The sequence below is a fragment of the Acinetobacter pittii ATCC 19004 = CIP 70.29 genome (assembly GCF_000369045.1).
GTDB classification, from domain to species: Bacteria; Pseudomonadota; Gammaproteobacteria; order Pseudomonadales; family Moraxellaceae; genus Acinetobacter; species Acinetobacter pittii.
Genome location: NZ_KB849796.1, coordinates 146,364 through 170,397 on the forward strand (window position 1 = coordinate 146,364; position 24,034 = coordinate 170,397).

Below are 24,034 nucleotides of genomic sequence, written 5' to 3' on the forward strand. Positions count from 1 at the left end.
CCCGTTATGAACCTGGTGCCGTAATTTGAGTGAGTTTATTGGTATAGTTAAATTCTTGAACTTGAGTACTAAAAGGCACGTTATGATTTGCCAAACACTCCGCCAATGTTTGTTTAGCTGTTAATGCGGTATCAAAATTGTCGCTAATTTTTGCCGAACTCGTGCTTAAGCAATCTCTTTGTAAAGTTTCAATAGAGGTAGATGCATAGGCTGGCAAAAAAGCAGTTGTAATCACTCGAATACGTTGCGTAGACAACATACTTTTAGGAAGTTGCGTACCTTCCGAGGTGTTTGTTCCTCGTGGTAAATTTGAGCCTGGAATATCGCTAGCAGCGTCTGTTGGAACACTTACAGCAACTTGGGTGACCACTGCTTGACGATTACTTCCATAGTCAGTTGTTAAATCGCAGAAACCCGCTACGCCGCCATCTTCAACGACTGCATTATTAGCGCTTCCTGCTCGAAGTAAACTTGCACCTCTGGTCTGAGCAAAATTTGTTGCTGTAGAAACAGGCTTATAACAAAAGTTGTATTCCGCACCAGGGTTACTTTCATGCTCTTTAAGCGCGGCACCAATCACATTAGTAATATTAGTTAGGGTGGTAGGATTCATCTGCACAATGAGTTCTAAAGGAGTGTCAGATGACTGAAAATTTAATTGGCTAACTTGGCTATTGGTAGCAACTTTTAAAGAAACAATAGCCACTCTTATTGCTAAAACGCCTACAGAAATAACAATCAATAAAATAATAAGCACAACAATAAGGGTTGCCCCTTTTTCCTTAGATCTACTCTTATGAATTAAATGGGTCATAGACTTTCCCCCATCGCGTTGCGTAGAGCAATTGTTAAGTTATAAGTGCGGCGTAAGAATCGAGTTGTATTATCAGAAGCATGCACGGTTTGATCTAACATAAAAAAAGATTGCTCAGGATCTATTGCTTTGCTTTGGGCATTATTAGTAGAGCGCGCTAATACAGACATTTGTATTGAAAGAATTCGTGGCGGCATCACAGATGGTGTGGCATCTCGGGCAGCCTGTGCAGCAGCGCGATATTGGGGAATGGTATAATAAGCAAAATTGCCAGCCGCATTTTTTGCACCAAACAGCACATGGAAATGATCAATACGCGGCAATACAATTTGACCAGCGTCGCCTAACCCAGCAACAGTGGTCGGTTGAGCTGTGGCTACAGCAGAGGGAGTATTTGCATCACATGCAAGTGCATAGTCTTGCTGGGAACTACCATTGCTATCCAGACGTAAAAAATAACGCTCTACAATTAAATCACCTGCAAGTACATTTACACCTTCACAATTGGTCATATTTGTAGGTGCAATAAATTGGATAGTCAGCTGATCACTTTGCACAGCAGCATTTGAACTGTTCTGTATATTTGAAAGACCTTTCCAGTGATTACTCACAGTACTCACCGTATCGCCTGCACCACGACTAAGTAATGTGTCAGCAATATAAGTATTTGTTCCAACGTTAGGGACAAAATTAACATTGTTGTTATTGGTTGCAGTTGAAGCAGTTAATACAACACCGCCCCAAGGGGTTGTATCAGTTAATATTGGGTTGGTTACATTTCCATAATTTAGAAGCCGTATATCACGGGCAATATATTCCAAACCAAAAATACCGCTATCTTGTATTTCAGCATTTGCTTTTTGTAGACGGCTTGATAGAAGTCCACCAATAAATAATTGAGTCGCCGCGGCTACCAAAATTAGACCTAAAGCCAATGCAACCATCAGCTCAATTAATGTAAAGCCTCGTTGTTTCCATAATACAAATGAGTGAGCCATTAATATGCCTCCATCATTAAACAGTTCGAATTATTGACATAAACGCCATTTGTACTCATACAGCTCGACACATCCGCGCTCGTGACTCCCTCATTTATTGTAATTACTGGAGCGGTTTTTCCCCAAAAAACAAACAAACATTGCCTCTGCTGGGCCATTGTGCTTGTAACCCCTGGGCAATTTGTCATTGTAATTTTCATGCCAAGTTGATCAGCATTTCTTGCTGCTTGATATGCATCAAATTGCGCAAGCTGAGAAGGTGTACAAGCTGCATTGAAACACAACGTAGGAGCTGCGGTGGTAGATGAATAATTGCTATAACTACGGACAAATGCGGGATACTGACTAGCTTGAGAACTATTTACGCGAATGTTTTCTGCTAATCCTCTCATGATCATAATCGCTTGAGATTTGCTTAATGCCTCTGAAGAAGCATCCATAGCACGGACTTGCAAGGCAACATATCCTAAAACCCCTATCGCAATTAAAATTAAGGCAACCAACACTTCTAATAAACCCACCCCAACTTGAGCTTTTCGTTTAGAGCCCTGCATTAACATGTCTCCTCAGCTTTAAAAATTAATGTGCCAAGCTTTGTTAAAATAAGAATTTTCTTTTTATTTATTTTTGAATTACAAATAGATAAAAGTGTATCTTGGGTAATATTGGTTATCACCCCATTCGCATTAAAAGTTAGAGTCGTTGCTGTTAATGAACTCTGCGTACCATCAGCAGCGATATTTTTAAGCTCAAGACTGTTATTGGAATCAGCTTTCCAATTCAAGGAAGTGGGAGTATTTAAAGCTGTTGAATTCAGATTAATGGATACATCTTGTCGACCAAGTATGGCTTGGTTCTTTGCTTCCGATAAAGTATTGATTAGATCTCGTTGGTTTCCATCTAGTCGTTTGCTTTCTAATAAATTCGACATAGATGGTGCAGCCATCATCGCGATAATAGCCATGACCGCAATCGTCACCATAAGCTCAACCAAGGTGAACCCGTCTTGCGGAATAATTCCCCTCATCCCCATACCCCAAATAAACTTTAAAATTTTTTATTTATTAATTAAATTTTACGTCTTATGTTTACAAAACAAATACAAAGCAGATAAAGGGTATAAAAAAACAGATAACTGTCATATCAACAATTATCTGTTTAAATTTTTAAAATCAGTATGTTAAATACATCACACTTTACGCTTGAGTCACATGAATGCGTAATTCTTTAGGAAGACTAAAGGTTATGTTCTCTTCACGCCCATCTAATTCTTTCGGCGCTTGAGCACCCCAATCTTGTAAACGTTGAATCACTTGTTTAATCAAAATTTCTGGCGCAGAGGCGCCAGCAGTAACACCAATTTTACAAGTCTCATTGAACCATGACTGCTCTAACTGATCAGCATTATCTACAAGGTAAGCGGCTTTACCCATACGCTCTGCAAGCTCACGTAATCGATTTGAGTTTGATGAGTTAGGTGAACCTACAACTAAAACCACATCACACTTTTCAGCTAAATCACGCACAGCATCTTGTCTGTTTTGAGTTGCGTAGCAAATATCATCTTTACGCGGACCTTGAATATGCGGAAATTTTGCACGCAAAGCATCAATAACTTTAGCTGTATCATCAATAGAAAGCGTTGTTTGTGTTACGAAAGCAAGTTTTTCAGGATGTCGTACGGTAAGTGCAGCAACATCTTCTTCATCTTCAACCAGATAAATATCACCGCCTTTTAATTTGTCATATTGCCCCATTGTGCCTTCAACTTCTGGGTGCCCTTCATGACCAATTAAAATAGCTTCTGTCCCTTCGCGAGCATATTTAGTTACTTCAATATGTACTTTAGTCACCAATGGACAAGTTGCATCAAAAACTTTTAAGCCTCGACGCTCTGCTTCTTGCTGAACTGCTTTTGAAACACCGTGCGCACTGAAAATTACAATAGAATCATCTGGCACTTGGTCCAGCTCATCAACGAAAACAGCCCCTCTTTGACGCAAGTCATCTACCACAAATTTATTGTGTACAACTTCATGACGTACATAAATAGGAGGATTGAAACATTCTAAAGCCCGATTGACGATTGCTATGGCTCGATCAACACCGGCACAAAAACCACGCGGATTAGCTAACACAATTTCCATAACAGCCTCAAAATTAATAAAACAGGGGAATTTCTCTTGAATATTTGCAATTAAAACTATTCAGTTTAAACGCACGGTACACTACAATAGCGAAGATATTTTATCATATCAGGAAAAATATCATGTCGGGTCTATTGTTTGTCGTTTCTGCTGCATCAGGAACGGGCAAAACATCTTTGGTAAAAGCCCTGCTTGACCGTGTGAGCAATTTACATGTTTCAGTCTCGCATACAACCCGAGGTCAACGTCCCGGTGAGTTAGATGGTGTTCACTATCACTTCACTACAAAAGATGAATTTCTAGACCAAGTCAACCATGATGGATTTATCGAATACGCTGAAGTATTTGGTAACTACTATGGCACTTCTCAAGCTACGGTAAAACAACAGCTAGCTCAAGGACACGATGTCTTACTTGAAATTGATTGGCAAGGTGCAGAACAAGTACGCAAACTTTTCCCTGAATCCAAGCAAATATTCATTTTACCCCCAACTCAATTTGATTTACGTCAGCGTTTATCTAACCGTGGCACGGACTCAGTTGAAGTCATTGAGCATCGTTTAAGCTGTGCAGTAGAAGATATGCAGCATTACACGAACTTTGATTACATCATTATCAATGATGATTTTAATAAAGCTTTACATGAGCTTGAAGCTGTGATTACAGCAAACCGTTTAGTGCTATCTCAGCAAGCAAAACGTCACCAAACTTTAATTCAGGACTTGATTACTCCTCAACCAAAACAGGAATAACTTGAGTCTAGATCGAAAGCCTTTTATACTATTTAGTCTGTTCAAATTTACCATTCCAGAACGAGAACTTTTATGGCACGCGTCACCGTTGAAGATTGTTTAGATCATGTAGACAACCGTTTTGAGCTTGTGCTCGTTGCAAGTAAACGTGCTCGTCAATTGGCACGTCAAGGCATGGAGCCAACTGTAGAATGGGATAACGACAAACCGACTGTAGTTTCTTTGCGCGAAATCGCGGCAGGGCACGTTACGAAAGAAATTCTTAAACAACGTGAGCAAGATTACCAAACTTCTAGTCTTGATCTTGCCCTTTCTACAAATAGCTTGAATTTAGAAGGTTTTTCTTTTTAATTCACCCTGTTTCATAAAAAAACCATCGTTTTTCTGCGATGGTTTTTTATTTGGCTTTGCGCCATATTCAAACATATTGGGAAAAGCAATTATTTTCATTGAAAAAAAAATACACTTTTTCAAATGAAAAAATTGACAAGTTCCGCAACATGCTTTTCATTAAGAAGCAGATAGATTTAGTTTTTCAGCAATAGGAAAAAGGGTGATTTATGCCAGGCGAAGAGGTCAGCCAAGCCAAGCAACAGCTCAAATTAATTATCGACCCTTACTTATCGGTAAGCGAAGTCGAAAAAGTGCTTGCTGCCTGCGATTTTGCCGATCTAGCGCACACTGGCATTACACGTAAAAGTGGCGAACCCTATATTTTGCATCCGATTGCGGTAAGCTGCATTCTTGCAAACATGCGTTTAGATGCTGAAACTTTAATGGCAGCACTTTTGCATGATGTTATTGAAGATACTCAATATACAAAAGAAGATATTATTGAGAAGTTTGGCCTAACCGTTGCAGAGCTAGTTGATGGTGTAACCAAACTTAGTCAATCAAGCGATAAAGAATATAACAAGGCAGCTTCATTCCGAAAAATCTTGCAAGCGACCTTACAAGATCCACGTGTCATCATTATTAAATTAGCAGATCGCTATCATAACATGACAACTCTAGGTGCTTTACGTCCAGATAAACGCGCCCGCATTGCTCAAGAAACTTTTGATATATTTGTACCGATGGCAAGATTAGTCGGCATGAATGAAATGGGTGATAATCTAGAGAATCTCTGTTATCAAAACCTTGATCTAGATATGTTTGATAACGTTCAAAATGCACTGCTTCAAACAAAGCCAGAACGCTGTAAATACCAAAGTATCTGGGAACAAAACCTCGCTGAACTTCTGCATAATTATCACATTCAAGGCCGCATTAAAAAGAAAAATAACAATATCGAATTATTACGCCATTTCGTTAAAAACGAGATGGATCTCCAAGAGCTTACCCATAGTCATGCTTTTGAAATAGTTCTACAAAGCATTGCTGACTGTGACCGCTTAGAAGAAGCATTAAGAGAAAACTTTCAGGTTATCCAGTATCAGGACCATATTCGTCGCCCATTACCCGGCGGTAATCAGTCTTTACTGATAAAGCTTAAAGGCGAAAAAACAACTCTATCTCTTACCATTCAAACCGAGCTCATGCGTAAAGCTGCCCGTTTTGGGGTGGTTTTAGGTGAAAATGCACCGCAAACTTGCCGCTCTGCCATTCAGGCTTCAATGCAGAACTTAAATACATTGATTGACGGCGAATGTGCTAAAACAACTTTTAATGATTTGCTGGATTATCTACACCAAGAAAAAATCTGGGTATATACACCACACGGTCAACTGCATGAGCTACCGCAAGGCGCTACCGTAGTTGATTTTGCTTATTCAGCAAGCTTATTTTTAGGTAACCATGCGGTTGGTGCAAAAGTCGATGGAGAGATTAAACCACTCTCTACACCATTAGTTAGCGGTCAGGTTATCGAGATTATTACGGATGTTTTGGCAACACCAAATCCAGACTGGCTAAGTTTTATTAATACGCAGAAAGCTCGTCGTGCATTACAGCATGTACTAAAAGATCAAGATATCGAAGAACAACGTCTAGTTGGTGCACAAGCTCTTTCTCGTGCACTGAAACTCTTTAATCGTTCAATCAATGATCTTTCTGAAGCTGACTGGTTAGATCTATTGCAATGGCGTCACATCGATAATAAAAATACATTGTTTGAACAAATTGCGGTTGGCGATTTACTACCTCAACTTGTAGCAAACCACCTGTTTGCTCATGATAAACATCCGCAAGTGGAAAACTCAGATCGACTTATTCAAAGTACTGAAGGAGTTGACGTTAAATATGCACATTGTTGCAACCCTATTCTAGGCGATCCAATTCAAGGACATTTAACGCGTCGCGGGTTAATTGTTCATCGAATTCGCTGTCATAACTTATTACATGAGCAACATTTACATCCTGAAAATATCATGCCGCTTCAATGGAAAGCAGATGATGTAGATGATGTACGTTTTACAGCCTACCTCGCTATTTATATGGCAATGAATGATGAACAGGTATCAGACCTAATCTATCAATGTCGTAAAAATAACGCTGGGGTAGAGATGGTTCACTCAAATGAGCAAAGAACTTTTGTGAATATTGTAGTGAATAACCGTAAACATATTGCAAAAGTCATTCGTGATTTACGCATGCACTATGGTTTCCCACGGATTGAACGTTTAGACGCTCCTGCTCCACAAATGGAAATTTCAAAAGTAAGTTAAATCTTTATAGAGACTATTGGTTATAAATTTTTGTTTCCTTAACAAAATCAAACTTTCCAAATTCACTTAATCAATTAAATCGATGATACTTTTGTCCAAAGCTATCATCGATTATGATGGAAATAGATTTAATCAAGGAGAACCAAATGTCCCGCCAAGTCATTCATACTGAAAATGCCCCTGCTGCTATCGGCACATACTCTCAAGCTATTTTAGTAGACAATACGCTATATCTTTCAGGGCAAATTGGTTTAGACCCATACAGTATGGAACTTGTAGAAGGTATCGAAGCTCAAATTCGCCGTGTATTTGATAATTTAAAAGCAGTTTGTGAAGCTGCTGGTGGTTCACTTGCAGATATTGCTAAGCTCAATATTTTTTTAACTGATCTATCAAATTTCCAACTCGTAAACCAAATTATGGGTGAATATTTTGCTCAGCCCTACCCTGCACGTGCAGCTCTTGGTGTAGCAAGCTTGCCAAAAGGCGCACTAGTGGAAATGGACGGAATTGTAATTATTAATCAATAAGATATAAATTTTCAAACTATCCAATTTTAAATATTTAGTTTTTAAAAAACGAACCACCTTGGCATAAAAATCTAAATTCTTTTTAGATTTCCGCTTAGGTGGTATTTTTTTATTCAAAATCCCAATAATGATAAATGAGATTTTAAATGAATTTCATTGACAAACGATAATAATTATCAATAATATCAATTATCGCATTTATATTTGGGGATCACTCCCATGTACGTTTGCTTGTGTCGTGGCATTACCGATCAGGATATTAAAGACGCTATTGAAAATGGCGCTGAAAGCTATCGTGAAATTCGCGATTTGCTTGATCTTGGTACATGCTGTGGACGCTGTGCACCAGAAGCTCGCGCTATTATTAGCGAAGAATTAGCAGAAATCGCTGCTCGCATTTCTGTAGCTGCATAATAAAAATTAATATTTAACAAAATTTATTGACTCCTCCACCGCTTTTTGCGGAACCTTTATAGTTCCTCATTCAAGCGGTTTTTTTTGACATAAAAACCTCCTTTTTAATATTGTGTTGTTTTTGATTGCGATTTTCATTTGCTGTTCCATAAATTACTCGCCATCTCCATCATTGTTCACTAAAATGGATTTATAGATTGCCTTAATTAAGTTTGAGGCAGAAATTGTTTTGGAGTAGCTACAATGAAAGGCAATCGTGATGTCATTAATCAGCTCAATCAAGTGCTGTATCATCATTTAACTGCAATTAATCAATACTTTTTACATTCGCGCATGTTTAATGACTGGGGAGTCGAGCAGCTTGGCTCTGCTGAATATAAAGAATCAATTCGTCAAATGAAACATGCAGATAAAATCATTGAACGTATTTTATTTTTAGAAGGACTACCTAACCTTCAACATTTAGGCAAGCTTTATATTGGTCAACACACAGAAGAAGTTCTGCACTGTGACATTCGTAAAGTAAAAGAGAATATAGAAGCAATTCAAAAAGCGGTTGCTTTAGCTGAAACAGAGCAAGATTATGTCACTCGTGACCTTGTTCAAGAAATTCTAGAAAAAGAAGAAGAATACTGGGACTGGCTAGATACTCAAATTGATCTTATTGGCAATGTTGGTATTGAAAATTATATCCAGAGCCAAATGTAATTTCTCATAAAAAAATCCCCTTATACTTAAGGGGATTTTTTATTACTTCTCTTTTAGTAATTCCGATAGCGTTATTTTTTGCTTATAAAGATGTTGCAAAATAAATATTTGCTGCTGTGCCTGTTCTACTTTCCCGTTGTAAGCGAGCAATTTTGCGTATTTACGTAAGTTATATGGAGTAGGTTTATTCTTTATAAAATTTTCCCATTCCACTAAATCATTCTCAGATAAGGTAGTTCTAGGATTAAGTTCAATCCAACGTAAACGCTGCTCAAACTGTGTTAAAACAAAAATTTTACCACTTCCCATAAATTCAGCGTTTGGACGCTTATTATTAAAAAGCAAATTACTATTCAGAACATAGACATTGTAATCACGTAGAATTGCAATAATAAGCAATAAACTTACAACCCATGATAAGCGAAAAAGATGTTTGTTGAGGATAATTCCCTTAAGTACAGTAGTTTGTGCTTGTACAATACCCAGTAGGAATCCACAAGTAAGTAAGAAATAAGCATAGCGCTGTGGAAACTCTAACATGGCATGAATAAGCACTGTACAGACCATCATAATCGCTATAATCGAGATGGTATTTTTAGCCTGTTGATTTAACCAAATAAACCAGCAAGCAAAGTAGGTAATGATTACAGCACCCAAGGGAATACCATTCCAGATAATTAAATCAAGCAGTACATTATGTGCACTGGTAGTCCACTCTCCTGTTGGGAAAGCATGGTAAACTGTCATTTGTGCCACACTGGTTTGATTCCAACCATAACCTAACCAAGGGTGCTGCTGTACAGCAAGCAACATTTGTGACCAGATATTAAAACGCAAATACCCAGAGCTTGCTCTTTCAACCAAACCACTTGCTTCGGTTACATCAGTACTTGACCATGCTTCAATTAAATTAGTAGCAAACGGTAGAATTACACCAGCCATTACGAAAAAACCGACGCACCACAAAAAACCTTGAAAAACTCCAAATCTTTTTTGTTTCCCAAATTGTTTAACTATCCAATAGATGAATAAAAATGGAAAAACGATCCATGATGTTCGTGACTGACTCAATGCAATCGTAAACAAAATAATTAGTGCAGAGGGCAATAACAACCAAAGTGTTACTTTATTCTTTTCATATAAGTATAAACATCCTAACAACCCAATAATTAAGAATGTTGCCATGTTGTTGGGTTGACCAAAATTTCCGTAAGGACGGTTACCAATCAGATGAAGGGTATAAATTAAATGTGATTCAATATTCAACCATTGAAAAATTGCTATAAGACTAGTTAATAGCGATGTAATAATTACTAATAAGCTAAAACCTGAAAAAATTTGATCTCTCTTTTTTTGATCTAAAGATAGGTTGTAGCCAGCCAAGACCATAAACCAAAAACCTAATAAGTAAAATGTACTTAATAAGGCCGTACTTAAATCAAAAACTAAACCAAAGCCCCACTGCACAATAGGAATTAAAGTAAATGGTAGCAACAATATCTGTGCTCTAGGAATTTTAATATTTTGTTGAAGTAAAGCAATTAATACACATAGCCCAGCCCCAAAAGTACTGACTTCACTTGAGAACATGACCCACGGGCTGTAGTGAAATGGAGACAACCATGCAAAACCCAACAGGATTGCAGCGAAGAACAGAAAGAATACTTGCATAGTGAGAGGCTAGAGACCAAAACTTGTGAGAATTATACATGGAAGTCTAAAAAAGAATGTATGAAGTCTAAATGAAAAGACCTTAATAAAATTTAGTATAAAAAATTAAGGAATGTGTGAAGCTGGTATCAAGTGCTGTGTACTACCGTACTCCCAAAAATTTGGTGCCATCCGTCCGACATAACTCGTACACCCCCAGCAAGTTAAATCTTGTCCTAAGTACATAATCGTAATGTACAAAAATAAAGCTCCCCATAAACCAATTAATAGTTTCGTCAGTCTATAAGGAGATTTCAAATATTCTTTAGACTGCTCGAGCCTGTAAATTATTTTGTGTAAGTTCCATTTTTTATAAATGATCTTTTAATCGATCATCGAACTGAATCGTAAACCAATTCATTGCTAAACGCCAATTTTGAATTGGCATCGTCCATTTCTTCGCAGCATTTGATGTTGCTAAGTAAATGACCTTCTTTACTGAGTCATCAGATGAAAAGATTTTCCTTTTCTTCGTTGAATGGCGTATTACGCTATTCAACGACTCAATCGCATTTGTTGTATAAATTGCATGACGTATTTCGGCTGGATAGCTAAAGATCGTTCGGATATTTTCCCAATTGGCCCGCCAGGATTCTCCAATTTTGGGATACTGGTGATTCCATTGATCACAGAAGATGTCTAGGGATTTTAAAGCATTTTCCTCTGTACTTGCCTGATAAATCGCTTTCAGACCCGACGTAACAGCTTTGTAGTCTTTCCAGCTTACAAATCTCAGGCTATTGCGTACAACATGCACGATACACAGTTGAATATCAGTATGAGGGTAAACAGAGGCTATCGCGTCAGGGAAGCCTTTTAATCCATCTACACAGGCAACAAGAATGTCCTGTACTCCTCGATTTTTTAGCTCTGTCATGACTGACAGCCAGAATTTGGCACCTTCTGTCTGAGCAATCCACATACCCAGTAATTCTTTTTGCCCATCCATATTGATGCCTAAAGCAAGGTATACGGACTTGTTAATCACATTGGAGTGCTGACGGACTTTGACAACAATACAGTCAAGATAGACAACAGGATAAAGGCTATCTAAGGCTCTATTTTGCCACTCAGTCACTTGCTCAATCACAGCATCGGTAACTTTGCTGATGAGAGATGCTGACACATCGGCATCGTACATTTCTTTGAAGAAGGCTACAATTTCCCTATTAGTCATTCCTTTTGCATACAGTGAGAGGATTTGGTCATCCATACTGGTGATGCGTGTTTGGTGCTTTTTGATAATTTGTGGCTCAAATGAACCTTCTCGATCACGGGGAATATCTAAAGCCAGTTGTCCATCTTGAGTTGTAATGGTTTTAGAACTAAACCCATTACGGCTATTTGAGCCTTTCTTGGGCTGATGCTTTTCATAACCGAGATGGTCTGAAAGTTCAGTATTGAGTGCAGTTTCAATCATGAATTTTTTAAAGACTGCTGTCATTTGGTTTAAGTCTTCTGGTGTTTTTAGACCTTTAGCCAATTCGGCAGCCATACTTTTGATTGTTGCTTCATCCATGTGAAGTACCTTTTGTAATTATCCTCTGAAGGATAAATGAAAATTAAGTACTTACACAAAATTTAGAACAGTCCCGACTGCTCCGACTGAGAAAAAGCAAATGCTAAAAATAATATACAGGCTATTTGTGAAGCGGGATAAACCATACTTCCTGAGAACATCGCATCAACTAAAATTGCAATTAAGCCAGCTTTGGTAATAGGTAAAGCATCCTTATTTCGAAACAACTTAACAACTTGATATATCATCCAAACTAAAAAAATACCTCCAACTATTCCCCATTCAAAAATTAACCTTAAATATAAATTATGTATGTGATGTCCATATTTATATTGGATTTCTGAGAGATATCCTCCCCCAACCCCAGACCATGGCTTTTCTTTCCATTGCTCAAAAATGAAACTCCACATCTCTGCACGCATGGATGTCCCTACTCTCATTACGGTCATGGTATTTTTATCAGCGAAATAAATCGTAGTTTTATAAACTAAAAAAGCAAAAAAAATGTAAATACAGCTTTGCAAAATGAGCTTTCGATTTTCTCGAGAGTAGATAACGAAAACTAACAATCCTGTCGCTACAGCAAGTAAGGCGGATCTGGCTCCATCAAAAAACCATGCTAAAGCAAAAAAGAAACTAGCAAATGGATAAAAGTAATGAAAATAAGGGTAGTTTTTATTTTTTAAAAAAATTAGAAAAAAGAATATAGGCACGATAACACTGTCATAAATTCGGATCGTGCCAGAGTTAAATTGCCAGTCAAACCATTGTTTATAGAAAATAAAATTAGTGATAGAAACAAAAATAAATAAACAAGGAATAAATGCTGAAAAAACGACTAATGCTAAGCCATGTTCTATATTTTTTACATTCTTTAAATCATATGGCAAAGCAGAAAATATAAATAGTAATGCTATCGCAGACCAAAGTTCTTGAAATTGAAAAATGCTATAAGTTGTTATCTTTATAGCAGTTAATACACCAATCAGAAAAAAAGTAATTTGAGTGGAAATTGAATATTCTATTTTTTTTGTAAAAATCAAAATTAATAAAGCACATAGTGCCAATGGAAAATGTAATAAACGAAGTTCATCATATTGGAAAACCGACCAGCCAATTTGATAGCCTAATAATGCTGTAATAAGATAACTTCCTATTAGCAGGAATAATATATTTTTTTTCACCATATTTATTTTCTTCAATAAAAAAGAGAGGTCTAAACCTCTCTTTAATAATCATATTAATTAAGAACCACGGCAATTTGATGGTACATATTTAGCATTAGCAGCTGAATCTACAGTACATACCCAAGTAATTTGGTTTGTTGGTACAGTCCCAGCAGCAATCGCTGTACCACCTTCAGCGCCGTCATATGGAGTTAAAGTTAACGTTAAACCTTTTGCTTTATCTGTATATAGAATTTCAATTTTTCCTGTAGTCCCATCTGGCGTGATCGATGCTACATTTTCTGTTGCAGCAAAGTTAGGAACTCCTACTGCTAAATTCGCAGCACCATTTCCAGCATTTTCAGCAATTGTAGTCTTATAAGATGAAGCTAAATTCAAACCTTCTGTTACTTTTGAACGAACCATATAATCTTGATAAGCTGGAATCGCGATTGCTGCCAAAATACCAATAATGGCAACCACGATCATGAGTTCAATTAAAGTAAAACCTTTTTGTGCATTCATAGCCTTTTCCCCAAAGATTGTATGTATGTTTTTATATAAGCTTTTTCAGCTATTAACTATATAGCAGCATCCATGCCAACTTTTATTTTAACTAAAAAACAAATACTTATATTAAATTCAACTATTCTTAAATATTAAACAGGTGTAAGTAAGTGACAAAAAATGTCATATAACTTTTTAGGGGAACACTTCACGCATAAAAAAAAATAAAATACACAATTCAAAGTTTATATTTATTTATGTGAATAAAATCTCTTTAAAAATAAATAAGTAGGTGACATTTTTTGTCAGTCACCTTTAAAAGTAAAATTCTGAAAATTAGCTAATGTATGAATGCGACGAGGCAGTTTAATTAAGAATAATCGGAGCATTCCCCAATTCATTGGATTGATCAGGCATGTTTTCGTCATAAAACCGTGACATCACCTCTCCAATTTGTTGCACGCCAATCACTACAGCTTGTTGATATTGCTTTTGCTTCAGCTTTTGTACTATTGCTTCACAAATCTGTTGCCAGACTTGATCGTTAGTCGCATTTCGAATACCACGATCAAATATGATTTCTACTGTTCGTTCACATAAATTTAGGTATAACAATACGCCACTATTTAATGCAGTATCCCAAACGCCTAGTTCTGCAAATAACTGCTGTGCTCTTAAACGAGTATTCTGTCTGTAGGCTTGTGACACTGGAATATGGCCTTCAATTACAACCTGTATTTCCCCAATATGCCCATGTTCTGCTTGCTGTACAGCATCTGCGATAGTTTGCTTATCTTGTTTTGAAAAATAACGACTACTGGCAGGTAAATAGCATAGATGTTTAAACCAACGTTTTATGCTGGGCTCTACAGATTCCTCAATTTTTGGTTGAGTAATAATTTGTGTTGTTTCTGATGTTGTTACCATGAGCCTGAAGCACCTCCACCGCCAAAACGACCTCCGCCGCCACCATAGCCTCCGCCACCTCCGCCGAAGCCTCCTCCACGTCCACCACCAGAACCACTTAAAATGGCCTGTAAAATAAATTGGGCAATTGATGTAATAAGTAAAAAGAAGATACCAAAACCAAGTAGTAAGCTAGTGACTAGCCCTGCCCCATTTACAAATCCTGCTACCGCAGCAGCAACCCCTGCTGTAGAGGCACTAAGCGGACGACCAACAATAAACGAACCCACAATTCCAGCAACAAGAATAAATAAAGCCATTGTCAGCGTTGTCTGCTTGGCTTGTTGCTCTTCCGCAGCTTGATGTTGGCGTTCTTTTAAATCTTGAGCAGCTTGCTGTGCTACTTCTGGGTCAAGATTTAAAATTCTTCCGATTTCATCGATACCTGCACTCAAACCTTGGGCATATTGGGCTTGTTTAAAATAAGGTGTAATTTGGTTTCGAATAATCCGACTTGCCACAATATCCGGCAACACACCTTCTAGGCCATAACCAGTTAGTATTTGTATACGGCGGTCATTTACAGCGACTGCAATGAGTAATCCATTATCACGTTTAGATGATCCCAATTGCCATTTTTCACCAACACGTAATGCATAATCAAAGATATCTTCTTGGCCAGTGGTAGGAACAATCACAATACCAATCTGCGCTTTGCCTTGTTGGTATAAACTTAGAATTTTTTGATCAAGTTGCTGCTTCTCAGCTTCGCTTAAGATATTGGCTTGATCAATAACAGGCTGGTTTAAAGTTGGCAAACCACGAATTGATTCCCCATCAGCCATATCATTAGTAACCTGGACTTGAGGAGCAGGACTTGAAGCAGCTTGCCCCTCTAATTTAGTTGCAGCAGCTTGAGTTTGTTGCTTTTGTATAATTTTGCCAGCAACTACTGCATCAGCCTCATCGGTAGCAGTTGCAATATTACTTTCACTCCATGCCGTATTCTGAAAAAGAACACCACAACAGAGCAAAATTAAGGTCGAAATAAAGACCTTAATTTGCTTTGATTGAAGCAATAGAGTATTTCTCATACGGCACTCCTTTGATTTATAAAATTAATCAAAAGAAACTTTTGGAGCCTGTTGTGCAGATGCTTCTGCAGAGAAATTGGCTTTTGGATGCATACCAATTACTTTTGCTGTTACTGCCTGAGGGAACTGACGCACATATGAGTTATAGTCTTGTACTGTTGTAATATAACGATTACGTGCAACAGCAATACGGTTTTCAGTACCTTCAAGCTGAACTTGTAATTCTTGGAATTGAGTATTGGCTTTCAAATCTGGGTAATTTTCCGAAACAGCAATGAGTCGAGATAATGCCCCTGTTAATTGACTTTGAGCCTGTTGATATTTTTCAAGTAAAGCCGGATCTTCTAAAACTTCTTTATCAACTTTTAAACCTGCAACATTAGAACGAGCCTGTGTTACTTCGGTTAATACTTGCTCTTCATGCTTAGCATAGCCTTTAACGACGTTTACAAGATTTGGTACCAAATCTGAACGACGTTGATATTGGTTCTGTACTTCAGACCACGCTGCTGTTACAGCCTCATCTTTTACTTGTAGAGTGTTATAGCCACATCCCGAAAACAGTAAGGTACTGGCAAGTGTTGTTGCGATCGCAAATTGTTTCAACGTTTTCATCGGCACATTATCCTCAAGTTTTTCTTTATATTTTTAACCTCTTTACCTGATTGTATGATGAATTAGGCATTATTGTGTTGCTTTTATTTTATTGATTTTAAAAACCGGACTTTTAAATCCGGTTATCTATTAGCTCAATCGCTGATCTTTTTCTTGTTCAAAACTTGCCATTTGATATTCTTCTGCTAAAGAACTTTTCCAATAATTAACCATCCTACCATAATCTTTTTGGCTCGGATGGAAGTCTTTTTTGTAATATGCGAAGTATTCTGGCATTAACTGAACAAGCATCTTCATCAGCAAATATAATCCAAATAAATTACCCCCAATTTTAGGTAAGCTATTCCATTTATCTTGCCAAAATAAACGAGTTGTCCCATAAAAAGCGAGACTCGCAAATCCTGTAGTGACGCTACGCATGAGTAAACGACGGATATGATCATCACCATATACATGTTGATAAACATCAAATGCAACCGAACGGTGTTCAATTTCTTCAATCGCATGCCATACCCAAAGTTTTAGCGCATCTTCATCTAGCGTCTTTAATAACTCTGGGTGCTGTAAGACATATCCCCCAAGTAAAGCAGTGAAATGTTCAAATGCACAGGTCAATGCCAATTGCAGCTTAGGTGGAATTGTTCTTAAATATTTATCGCGCTCATTTAGCCAATTTTGAAAACTGTCCAGATTATAATCATCCCGTCGCCAAGCTTCATTAAACTCACTATGTGCTTTGGAATGCATGGCCTCTTGTCCAATAAACGCTGCAATTTGTGCTTGTAGTTGAGGATCTGAGACTTTATCACGCACATTACGTACGCTATTTACAAAAAATTGCTCACCCACCGGAAACGTTGATGAGAGTGCAGTTAAAAAATGCGACATGACGGGTGAATTTGCAAAATAGTGCCGCTTAATCGCCTTTGGATTAAATTCAAGACGACGCACTGTAATACCCAACGCTTTTCGACGATTTAAATATGATTTTTCTGCCGTCATACCTGCGATGTTCATATTCAACACCTACTGTATTGAAGAAGGAAGTTTCGAGTATGTCGCGAGCTTTAAACGCTAAAAAGGGCAAAAAAGCTTATTATATTTGCCAAAAACATCAAAGTGACTAATGGTAGATAATAAAAAAGCCTACTTGAAGTAGGCTTTTTTTAGTCATTTAACAAATATCTTTATTAAACACCAAGATAATCCAAAATGCCTTCAGCAGCTTGACGACCTTCCCAAATAGCAGTCACGACAAGGTCTGAGCCACGTACCATATCACCACCAGCAAAGATTTTCGGGTTTGATGTTTGGAATTTGAATTCTTGCTTTTCAGCTGCGACAACACGGCCTGAACCATCAAGATTGATATTCACATTACCAAACCAGTCTGCTGGGCTTGGGCGGAAACCGAAAGCAAGTAAAACCGCATCAGCTGGTAATACTTCTTCAGAACCAGGGATTGGCTCAGGGCTACGACGGCCACGACTATCTGGTTCACCCATTTGTGTCGTTACCACTTTTACGCCTGTCACTTTGCCATTTTCACCAACAATTTCGACTGGTTGACGATTGAATAGGAATTTCACACCCTCTTCGTAGGCATTTTTTACTTCACGCGCAGAACCTGGCATGTTGCTTTCATCACGGCGGTATGCACAAGTTACATCGTGAGCACCTTGGCGTAAAGAAGTACGGTTACAGTCCATAGCGGTATCACCACCACCAAGAACAATAACTTTTTTACCATCTAGGCTAATGTATTCACTTGGATCTTTTTCCCAACCTTGGCAACGATTCACGTTAGAGATTAAGAAATCAAGTGCATCATAAACACCATCAAGATCTTCACCTGGGAAACCACCTTTCATGTAGGTATAAGTTCCCATACCCATGAATACCGCATCATATTCTGCAAGTAATTCATCAATCGTGATGTCTTTACCAATTTCAGTATTCAAACGGAATTCGATGCCCATACCCGTGAAAATTTCACGGCGGCGTTTCATCACATCTTTTTCCATTTTAAATTCTGGAATACCGAATGTAAGTAAGCCACCAATTTCAGGACGCTTATCAAATACAACTGGTTTAACGCCACCGCGAGCTAGAATATCCGCACAGCCTAAACCAGCAGGACCAGCACCAATAATTGCAACTTTTTTGTCAGTCCATTTTACGCCTGACATATCTGGACGCCAGCCTAAAGCAAAAGCTGTGTCATTGATATATTTTTCAGCATTACCAATGGTTACTGCACCAAAACCATCATTTAATGTACAAGCACCTTCACATAAACGGTCTTGTGGGCATACGCGACCACATACCTCAGGCAATGTGTTCGTTTGGTGACAAAGCTCAGCAGCTTGGAAAATTTGGCCTTCAGCGATAAGTTTTAACCAGTTTGGAATGTAGTTATGTACAGGACATTTCCATTCGCAATATGGGTTACCACAGCCTAAACAACGGTGAGTCTGATTAGTAACAGTTTCCGATGTAAAAGGCTTATAAATTTCCACAAATTCTGCTTTGCGGACAGTAATATCTTTTTTCTCTGGATCTTGGCGTGGTACATCCAGAAATTGAAAGTCATTATTTAGGCGTTCTGCCATGTCTCTCTCCGTGGGTAGGCGCGGATTTCCTTGTTGCCCGCACCTGCCTATGTCTTTGCAGTCGTGGAATTATTGTGGGTCAGCTTGTGTTGTTTTCAAAAGCGTTTGCAAGTTAGCAGCTTTTGGTTTCACAAGCCAGAATTTACGGCTGTAGAAATCGAACTCATTGCGAATTTTATAAGCCCAAGCACTACCAGTTTCTTTGATATGCTCATCGATAATACGCAACAAGAACTCTTTATGATCTTCCATAGATTCTGTTGAAATACGATTTAAATCAATTAACTCGTGGTTGTAGTAATCTACGAAGTCATTATCGAGGTCAAGTACATAAGCAAAACCACCAGTCATGCCAGCACCAAAGTTATGGCCTACTTTACCAAGTACAGTCACAACACCACCTGTCATATATTCACAGCAGTGGTCACCCGCACCTTCGATTACAGCAAATGCGCCAGAGTTACGAACTGCAAAACGCTCACCCGCTGTACCTGCTGCAAAAAGCTTACCACCAGTTGCACCATACAAACAGGTATTACCAATAATTGCTGTATTTTGTGTTTGGAAAGGTGAACCTTGTGGTGGGAAAATCGAAATACGACCACCCGCCATACCTTTACCTACGTAGTCGTTTGCATCCCCTTCAAGACGGATGTGTAAACCACCAGCATTCCATACACCAAGAGACTGACCAGCTGTACCAGTTAAGTTCATTACAACTGGGTGTGCTTCCATACCCAAGTTGCCATAGCGACGAGCAATTTCACCCGAAACACGAGCACCGATTGAGCGGTCACAGTTCACGACGTTGAAGTTGAACTGACCACCAGCGCTTGACTCAATTGCAGGAAGCATTTCAGCGACCATTCTCTCAGCCAATACACCTTTATCAAATGGTGCATTACCTTCTACTTGACAGTATTGTGCTTTACCTTCAGCAGAAGGATGAGAAGTTAACAGAGCGCTTAAATCAAGGTGAGCATGTTTTTCAGTTTCACCCGGCAATACTTCAAGTAAATCAACACGACCAATTAAGTCTTTCAATGAAGAAACACCCAATGCAGCTAACCATTCACGAGTTTCTTCCGCAATAAAGTGGAAGAAGTTGATGAGCATTTCTGGCTCGCCAATATAGTGCTCTTGACGTAAATGATCTTGTTGAGTTGCAACACCGGTTGCACAGTTATTTAAATGACAAATACGGAGGTATTTACAACCTAGAGCGATCATTGGTGTTGAACCAAAGCCGAAACTTTCCGCACCTAAAATTGCTGCCTTGATTACATCAAGACCAGTTTTTAAACCACCATCAGTTTGTACACGTACTTTTCCACGCAAGTCGTTTACACGAAGTGCTTGATGCGCCTCACTCAAACCTAATTCCCATGGAGAACCCGCATGGTGAATTGAAGAAAGTGGAGATGCTGCGGTACCGCCGTCATAACCTGAAATGGTAATAAAGTCCGCATATGCTTTTGCAACACCAGCAGCAATCGTACCTACACCCGGCTCAGATACCAATTTTACAGATACCATTGCTTTAGGGTTAACTTGTTTCAAGTCAAAAATTAACTGAGACAAATCTTCAATTGAGTAAATGTCGTGGTGTGGAGGAGGTGAAATTAGCGTTACACCCGGTACCGAGTAACGTAAACGTGCGATTAAGCCATTTACTTTACCACCCGGTAACTGACCACCCTCACCTGGTTTCGCACCTTGAGCAACCTTAATTTGCAATACTTCAGCAGAAGTTAGGTATGCAGGAGTTACACCAAAACGACCAGATGCGATCTGTTTGATTTTCGAGTTACGAATTGTTCCGTAACGAACAGGATCTTCACCGCCTTCACCAGAGTTTGAACGACCGCCAATCGTGTTCATCGCGATTGCGATTGCTTCGTGTGCTTCTGGAGACAGAGCACCTAAAGACATCCCTGCCGAGTCAAAGCGAGGCAAGATATCTTCAACTGATTCAACTTGCTCAACTGGAATTGAGTTCGTTGTTTTTAACTTAAATAAGTCACGAATAGTCGCTACTGGGCGGTTATTCACCAGCTCAGCATATTCTTTAAAGTCTTCGTATTTACCAGAGCGAACGGCTTTGTGTAATGCATTAATTACATCTGGGTTGAACGCATGGTACTCTTTATCAAATACGAATTTAAGTAATCCACCTTGATCAATTGGCTTACGATTTGACCAAGCTGTCGCTGCTAATTTTTTCTGGTCTTTTTCAAGGTCAGCAAATGTTGCACCCTGAATACGACTTGGAACACCTAAGAAACACTGATCTACCACTTCTGATGATAAACCTACTGCTTCGAATAGCTGACCGCCACGATAAGAAGCAACTGTAGAGATACCCATTTTTGAAAGAACTTTTAATAAGCCTTTCTCAATACCTTTACGGAAGTTTGCTTGCGCATGAATTGGGTCACCTAAAAGCTCACCTTTAGCGATCAAGTCATTGATCACGTCATATGCAAGATATGGGTAAACTGCGGTTGCACCAAAACCAAGTAATACCGCAAATTGATGCGGATCACGTGCAAAACCAGTTTCAACCATGATGTTCGCATCAGTACGCAGGCCAGTTTTGATGAGGTAATGATGTACCGCACCTGTTGCAAGTGCTGCGTTTGCTGGCAGCAAACCTTGACGGATATTTTTATCTGTTAAAACAATTAAGGTTTTGCCATCACGAACCGCTTGCGCCGCTTCTTCACAGATACGTGTGATCGCAGCTTGCAAGCCTTCTTCTTCGGCATAGTTTAAATTGATATCAACTGCTTCATAACCCGGACGCTCAATGCTACGGATTTGCTGCATTTTTGAATTTGACAATACAGGGCTAGAGATGATGATACGATCAGCATGCTCAGGGCCTTGCTCAAATACATTCTGCTCACGACCCAAACAGGTTTCAAGCGACATTACAATTGACTCACGTAGCGGGTCAATTGGCGGGTTCGTAACTTGAGCGAACTGTTGACGGAAGTAATCTGTTACGTGGCGTACTTGACGAGACAATACAGCCATTGGCGTATCATCACCCATAGAACCAACAGCTTCTTGTCCGCTTTCAGCAATTGGACGTAACAACTGGTCGCGCTCTTCAAATGTCACCATAAACATTTTTTGAGCCGCTTTTAAAGCGTCGCCAGTTAAGCCTTTATCGACTAATTGCTCTTCAAGTTCTGGGTTTGCATTTAAACGAATCGCATGATCACGCAACCACTCACGGTACGGACGCATATTTTTCAAATGTGTACTAACATCTTTAGTATCAAGTACTTTGCCTGTTAAGGTATCAACTACCAAAATTTGGCCAGGACCTACACGACCTTTAGAAACTACGTCTTCAGGCTCATAACCCCAAACACCGATTTCAGATGCCAAGGTAATGTAATCATTTTTGGTAATTACCCAACGCGCAGGACGCAAACCGTTACGGTCAAGCATACAGATCGCATGACGGCCATCTTGAATAACGAGACCTGCTGGGCCATCCCAAGCTTCCATATGTTTAGAGTTGAACTCATAGAATGCGCGTAAGTCTGCATCTAAAGTTTCTACGTTTTGCCAAGCTGGTGGTACGAGCATACGTAATGCACGGAATAAATCCATACCACCACCGACTAAGATCTCAAGCATGTTATCTAAGCTTGAAGAGTCCGAACCCGTACGGTTAACGATTGGGTTAAGCTCAGTAAGACCTGGTAATAATGGGTTTTCAAATTTAGGAGTACGCGCCAGCGCCCAGTTACGGTTTGCTGTAATTGTGTTGATTTCACCATTATGAGCAAGGTAACGGAATGGTTGAGCCAACGGCCAACGCGGCAATGTATTAGTAGAGAAGCGTTGGTGGAATACCACGATATGTGATTTTAAACGCTCATCAGCTAAGTCTGTATAGAACTCAGCAATTGCAGCCGGCATCATCAAGCCTTTATAGCTGATTACTGTCGAACAAAGCGTAGTCACATAGAATGACGGATCATTTTGTAATTGTTGTTCTGCACGACGACGTGCCAAGAATAATTTACGGTTAAATTCAACTTCAGTTACGCCCATTGGACAGTTCACAATGACCTGTTCAAAAGCTGGTAAAGATTGAAGCGCAATTTCACCTAATGCATCGTTATTTGTAGGGACAACACGCCAAGCCAGTACACGTAGGCCATCTGACTCGATTTCTTTCGTTAAAATATTTTTAGAATGTTGCGCTAATGCCGGATCAGTATTTAAAAATACAGTACCCACAGCAAAAATTTCACTCAGTGTAATATCACTCAGTTTTTTTGCTTCATCACGGAAAAATTGCTTTGGCATCGCCAATAATAAGCCGCAACCATCTCCCGTCTTGCCATCTGCGGCAATACCACCACGGTGCGTCATGCAACTTAAACTGTGAATCGCGGTTTCAACTAGATGATGACTTGATTCACCCTTCATATGGGCAATCAGTCCAAAACCACAGTTATCCTTAAACTCATCAGGTTGATATAAACCTTGAGCGGGAGCTACAGTATTAGGCGATGGCATGTGCATAGCGTACCCTTCTTTCAATAAGGCTCTTTCGAGCGTCAAACAAACAACTTCTTTTTGCGATAGTGCCTACGGACGACAGTTAGCTCAATGTTTCACAAAAAAAATTTTTGGGCTGATAAGCCAATATACGCTGTTCCATTTTTACGTACACTGGTTTTTGCTAGAAAAATGTTTTGACTTATTTCGCACTCTTTTAAAGCAGTTCGACCCCTCGACCCTGCATAGAATTTACTCTTTAGAGCGCTAAAATAGTTTACAGCACATTAATAAGCACAAGAATAAAGCAAAAACTATGCCAATGTTATTTTTTGCAATTAAGTATTTA

General features: G+C 38.9%; 21 protein-coding genes and 3 pseudogenes. 7 read left to right on the forward strand and 17 right to left on the reverse strand.

The window, feature by feature from the left end; translation table 11 throughout:
- Positions 1 to 4: 4 nt before the first annotated feature.
- The 5 genes from pilX to ispH all read right to left on the reverse strand — a co-directional run bounded on the left by pilX (position 5) and on the right by ispH (position 3,959).
- The gene (gene pilX / locus F928_RS17170; RefSeq protein WP_005078460.1) at positions 5 to 814 is read right to left on the reverse strand and encodes a PilX N-terminal domain-containing pilus assembly protein; all 810 of its coding nucleotides are present in this window, start codon (positions 812 to 814) and stop codon (positions 5 to 7) included.
- Positions 811 to 1,812 carry a PilW family protein gene (comB, locus tag F928_RS17175; RefSeq protein WP_002116811.1) on the reverse strand — a complete coding sequence of 334 codons (1,002 nt, stop codon included), beginning with the start codon at positions 1,810 to 1,812 and terminating at the stop codon, positions 811 to 813. The genes pilX and comB overlap by 4 nt, the downstream gene beginning before the upstream one ends.
- Positions 1,812 to 2,372 (reverse strand): type IV pilus modification protein PilV, encoded by a 561-nt coding sequence (gene pilV, locus F928_RS17180; RefSeq protein WP_080564113.1) that lies wholly within the window; start codon positions 2,370 to 2,372, stop codon positions 1,812 to 1,814. Before pilV ends, comB begins: the two co-directional genes overlap by 1 nt.
- Positions 2,366 to 2,839, reverse strand: coding sequence for a pilus assembly FimT family protein (locus F928_RS17185; protein ID WP_016802756.1), 474 nt, complete (start codon positions 2,837 to 2,839; stop codon positions 2,366 to 2,368). The genes pilV and F928_RS17185 overlap by 7 nt, the downstream gene beginning before the upstream one ends.
- Before the next feature lie 169 nt (positions 2,840 to 3,008).
- Positions 3,009 to 3,959, reverse strand: a complete 951-nt coding sequence (gene ispH, locus F928_RS17190; RefSeq protein WP_002116992.1) for a 4-hydroxy-3-methylbut-2-enyl diphosphate reductase — start codon at positions 3,957 to 3,959, stop codon at positions 3,009 to 3,011.
- A 122-nt stretch (positions 3,960 to 4,081) separates the two neighbouring features.
- Between ispH and gmk the strand changes: the two genes are divergently transcribed.
- From gmk to F928_RS17210, 5 genes are all read left to right on the forward strand, one after another.
- On the forward strand, positions 4,082 to 4,711 hold the full coding sequence (gene gmk / locus F928_RS17195) for a guanylate kinase (RefSeq protein WP_002116973.1): 630 nt from the start codon (positions 4,082 to 4,084) through the stop codon (positions 4,709 to 4,711).
- A 72-nt stretch (positions 4,712 to 4,783) separates the two neighbouring features.
- Positions 4,784 to 5,062 carry a DNA-directed RNA polymerase subunit omega gene (rpoZ, locus tag F928_RS17200; protein WP_002116990.1) on the forward strand — a complete coding sequence of 93 codons (279 nt, stop codon included), beginning with the start codon at positions 4,784 to 4,786 and terminating at the stop codon, positions 5,060 to 5,062.
- Positions 5,063 to 5,100: 38 nt separating this feature from the next.
- Positions 5,101 to 5,256: a hypothetical protein gene (locus F928_RS22410; RefSeq protein ID WP_014207816.1), complete on the forward strand. Its 156-nt coding sequence runs from the start codon at positions 5,101 to 5,103 to the stop codon at positions 5,254 to 5,256.
- A 15-nt stretch (positions 5,257 to 5,271) separates the two neighbouring features.
- Positions 5,272 to 7,377 (forward strand): RelA/SpoT family protein, encoded by a 2,106-nt coding sequence (spoT, locus tag F928_RS17205; protein ID WP_002116807.1) that lies wholly within the window; start codon positions 5,272 to 5,274, stop codon positions 7,375 to 7,377.
- A gap of 146 nt (positions 7,378 to 7,523) precedes the next feature.
- Positions 7,524 to 7,907, forward strand: a complete 384-nt coding sequence (locus F928_RS17210) for a RidA family protein (RefSeq protein ID WP_002116996.1) — start codon at positions 7,524 to 7,526, stop codon at positions 7,905 to 7,907.
- On the opposite strand, the pseudogene F928_RS22415 reads toward F928_RS17210, so the two are convergent.
- Positions 7,897 to 8,024: pseudogene (locus tag F928_RS22415) on the reverse strand (hypothetical protein). The gene F928_RS17210 and the pseudogene F928_RS22415 overlap by 11 nt on opposite strands.
- A 102-nt stretch (positions 8,025 to 8,126) precedes the next feature.
- On the opposite strand from F928_RS22415, the gene bfd reads away from it, so the two are divergent.
- Together bfd and bfr are read left to right on the forward strand one after the other, a co-directional pair.
- The gene (gene bfd, locus F928_RS17215) at positions 8,127 to 8,321 is read left to right on the forward strand and encodes a bacterioferritin-associated ferredoxin (RefSeq protein ID WP_000289091.1); all 195 of its coding nucleotides are present in this window, start codon (positions 8,127 to 8,129) and stop codon (positions 8,319 to 8,321) included.
- A 243-nt stretch (positions 8,322 to 8,564) separates the two neighbouring features.
- The gene (bfr, locus tag F928_RS17220; RefSeq protein WP_002117082.1) at positions 8,565 to 9,029 is read left to right on the forward strand and encodes a heteropolymeric bacterioferritin subunit Bfr; all 465 of its coding nucleotides are present in this window, start codon (positions 8,565 to 8,567) and stop codon (positions 9,027 to 9,029) included.
- A 42-nt stretch (positions 9,030 to 9,071) separates the two neighbouring features.
- Here bfr and F928_RS17225 read toward each other — a convergent pair whose 3' ends face one another.
- From F928_RS17225 to gltB, 11 genes and pseudogenes are all read right to left on the reverse strand, one after another.
- Positions 9,072 to 10,700 carry a PglL family O-oligosaccharyltransferase gene (locus F928_RS17225; RefSeq protein ID WP_002116813.1) on the reverse strand — a complete coding sequence of 543 codons (1,629 nt, stop codon included), beginning with the start codon at positions 10,698 to 10,700 and terminating at the stop codon, positions 9,072 to 9,074.
- Between the two features lie 105 nt (positions 10,701 to 10,805).
- Positions 10,806 to 11,015 (reverse strand): annotated as a pseudogene (locus tag F928_RS22175) (O-antigen ligase domain-containing protein); the annotation flags it as partial.
- Positions 11,016 to 11,049: 34 nt separating this feature from the next.
- Positions 11,050 to 12,258, reverse strand: coding sequence for an IS256-like element ISAba26 family transposase (locus tag F928_RS17230; protein WP_000343018.1), 1,209 nt, complete (start codon positions 12,256 to 12,258; stop codon positions 11,050 to 11,052).
- Between the two features lie 74 nt (positions 12,259 to 12,332).
- Positions 12,333 to 13,445: pseudogene (locus F928_RS17235) on the reverse strand (O-antigen ligase family protein); the annotation flags it as partial.
- Positions 13,446 to 13,502: 57 nt separating this feature from the next.
- Entirely contained in the window at positions 13,503 to 13,949 is a 447-nt protein-coding gene (locus tag F928_RS17240) for a pilin (RefSeq protein ID WP_002116696.1), read from the reverse strand.
- A 348-nt stretch (positions 13,950 to 14,297) separates the two neighbouring features.
- Positions 14,298 to 14,858: a TPM domain-containing protein gene (locus F928_RS17245; RefSeq protein ID WP_002116794.1), complete on the reverse strand. Its 561-nt coding sequence runs from the start codon at positions 14,856 to 14,858 to the stop codon at positions 14,298 to 14,300.
- Positions 14,852 to 15,931, reverse strand: a complete 1,080-nt coding sequence (locus tag F928_RS17250) for a TPM domain-containing protein (RefSeq protein WP_002116710.1) — start codon at positions 15,929 to 15,931, stop codon at positions 14,852 to 14,854. The genes F928_RS17245 and F928_RS17250 overlap by 7 nt, the downstream gene beginning before the upstream one ends.
- 24 nt (positions 15,932 to 15,955) lie before the next feature.
- Complete coding sequence (locus tag F928_RS17255) at positions 15,956 to 16,546, reverse strand: LemA family protein (RefSeq protein ID WP_002117090.1); 591 nt, start codon at positions 16,544 to 16,546, stop codon at positions 15,956 to 15,958.
- 129 nt (positions 16,547 to 16,675) lie between these two features.
- Entirely contained in the window at positions 16,676 to 17,563 is an 888-nt protein-coding gene (locus F928_RS17260) for a metal-dependent hydrolase (protein ID WP_002117027.1), read from the reverse strand.
- A gap of 173 nt (positions 17,564 to 17,736) precedes the next feature.
- Positions 17,737 to 19,158, reverse strand: a complete 1,422-nt coding sequence (gltD, locus tag F928_RS17265; RefSeq protein ID WP_002117101.1) for a glutamate synthase subunit beta — start codon at positions 19,156 to 19,158, stop codon at positions 17,737 to 17,739.
- Between the two features lie 69 nt (positions 19,159 to 19,227).
- Complete coding sequence (gene gltB / locus F928_RS17270) at positions 19,228 to 23,703, reverse strand: glutamate synthase large subunit (protein ID WP_014207826.1); 4,476 nt, start codon at positions 23,701 to 23,703, stop codon at positions 19,228 to 19,230.
- Positions 23,704 to 24,034: the final 331 nt, after the last annotated feature.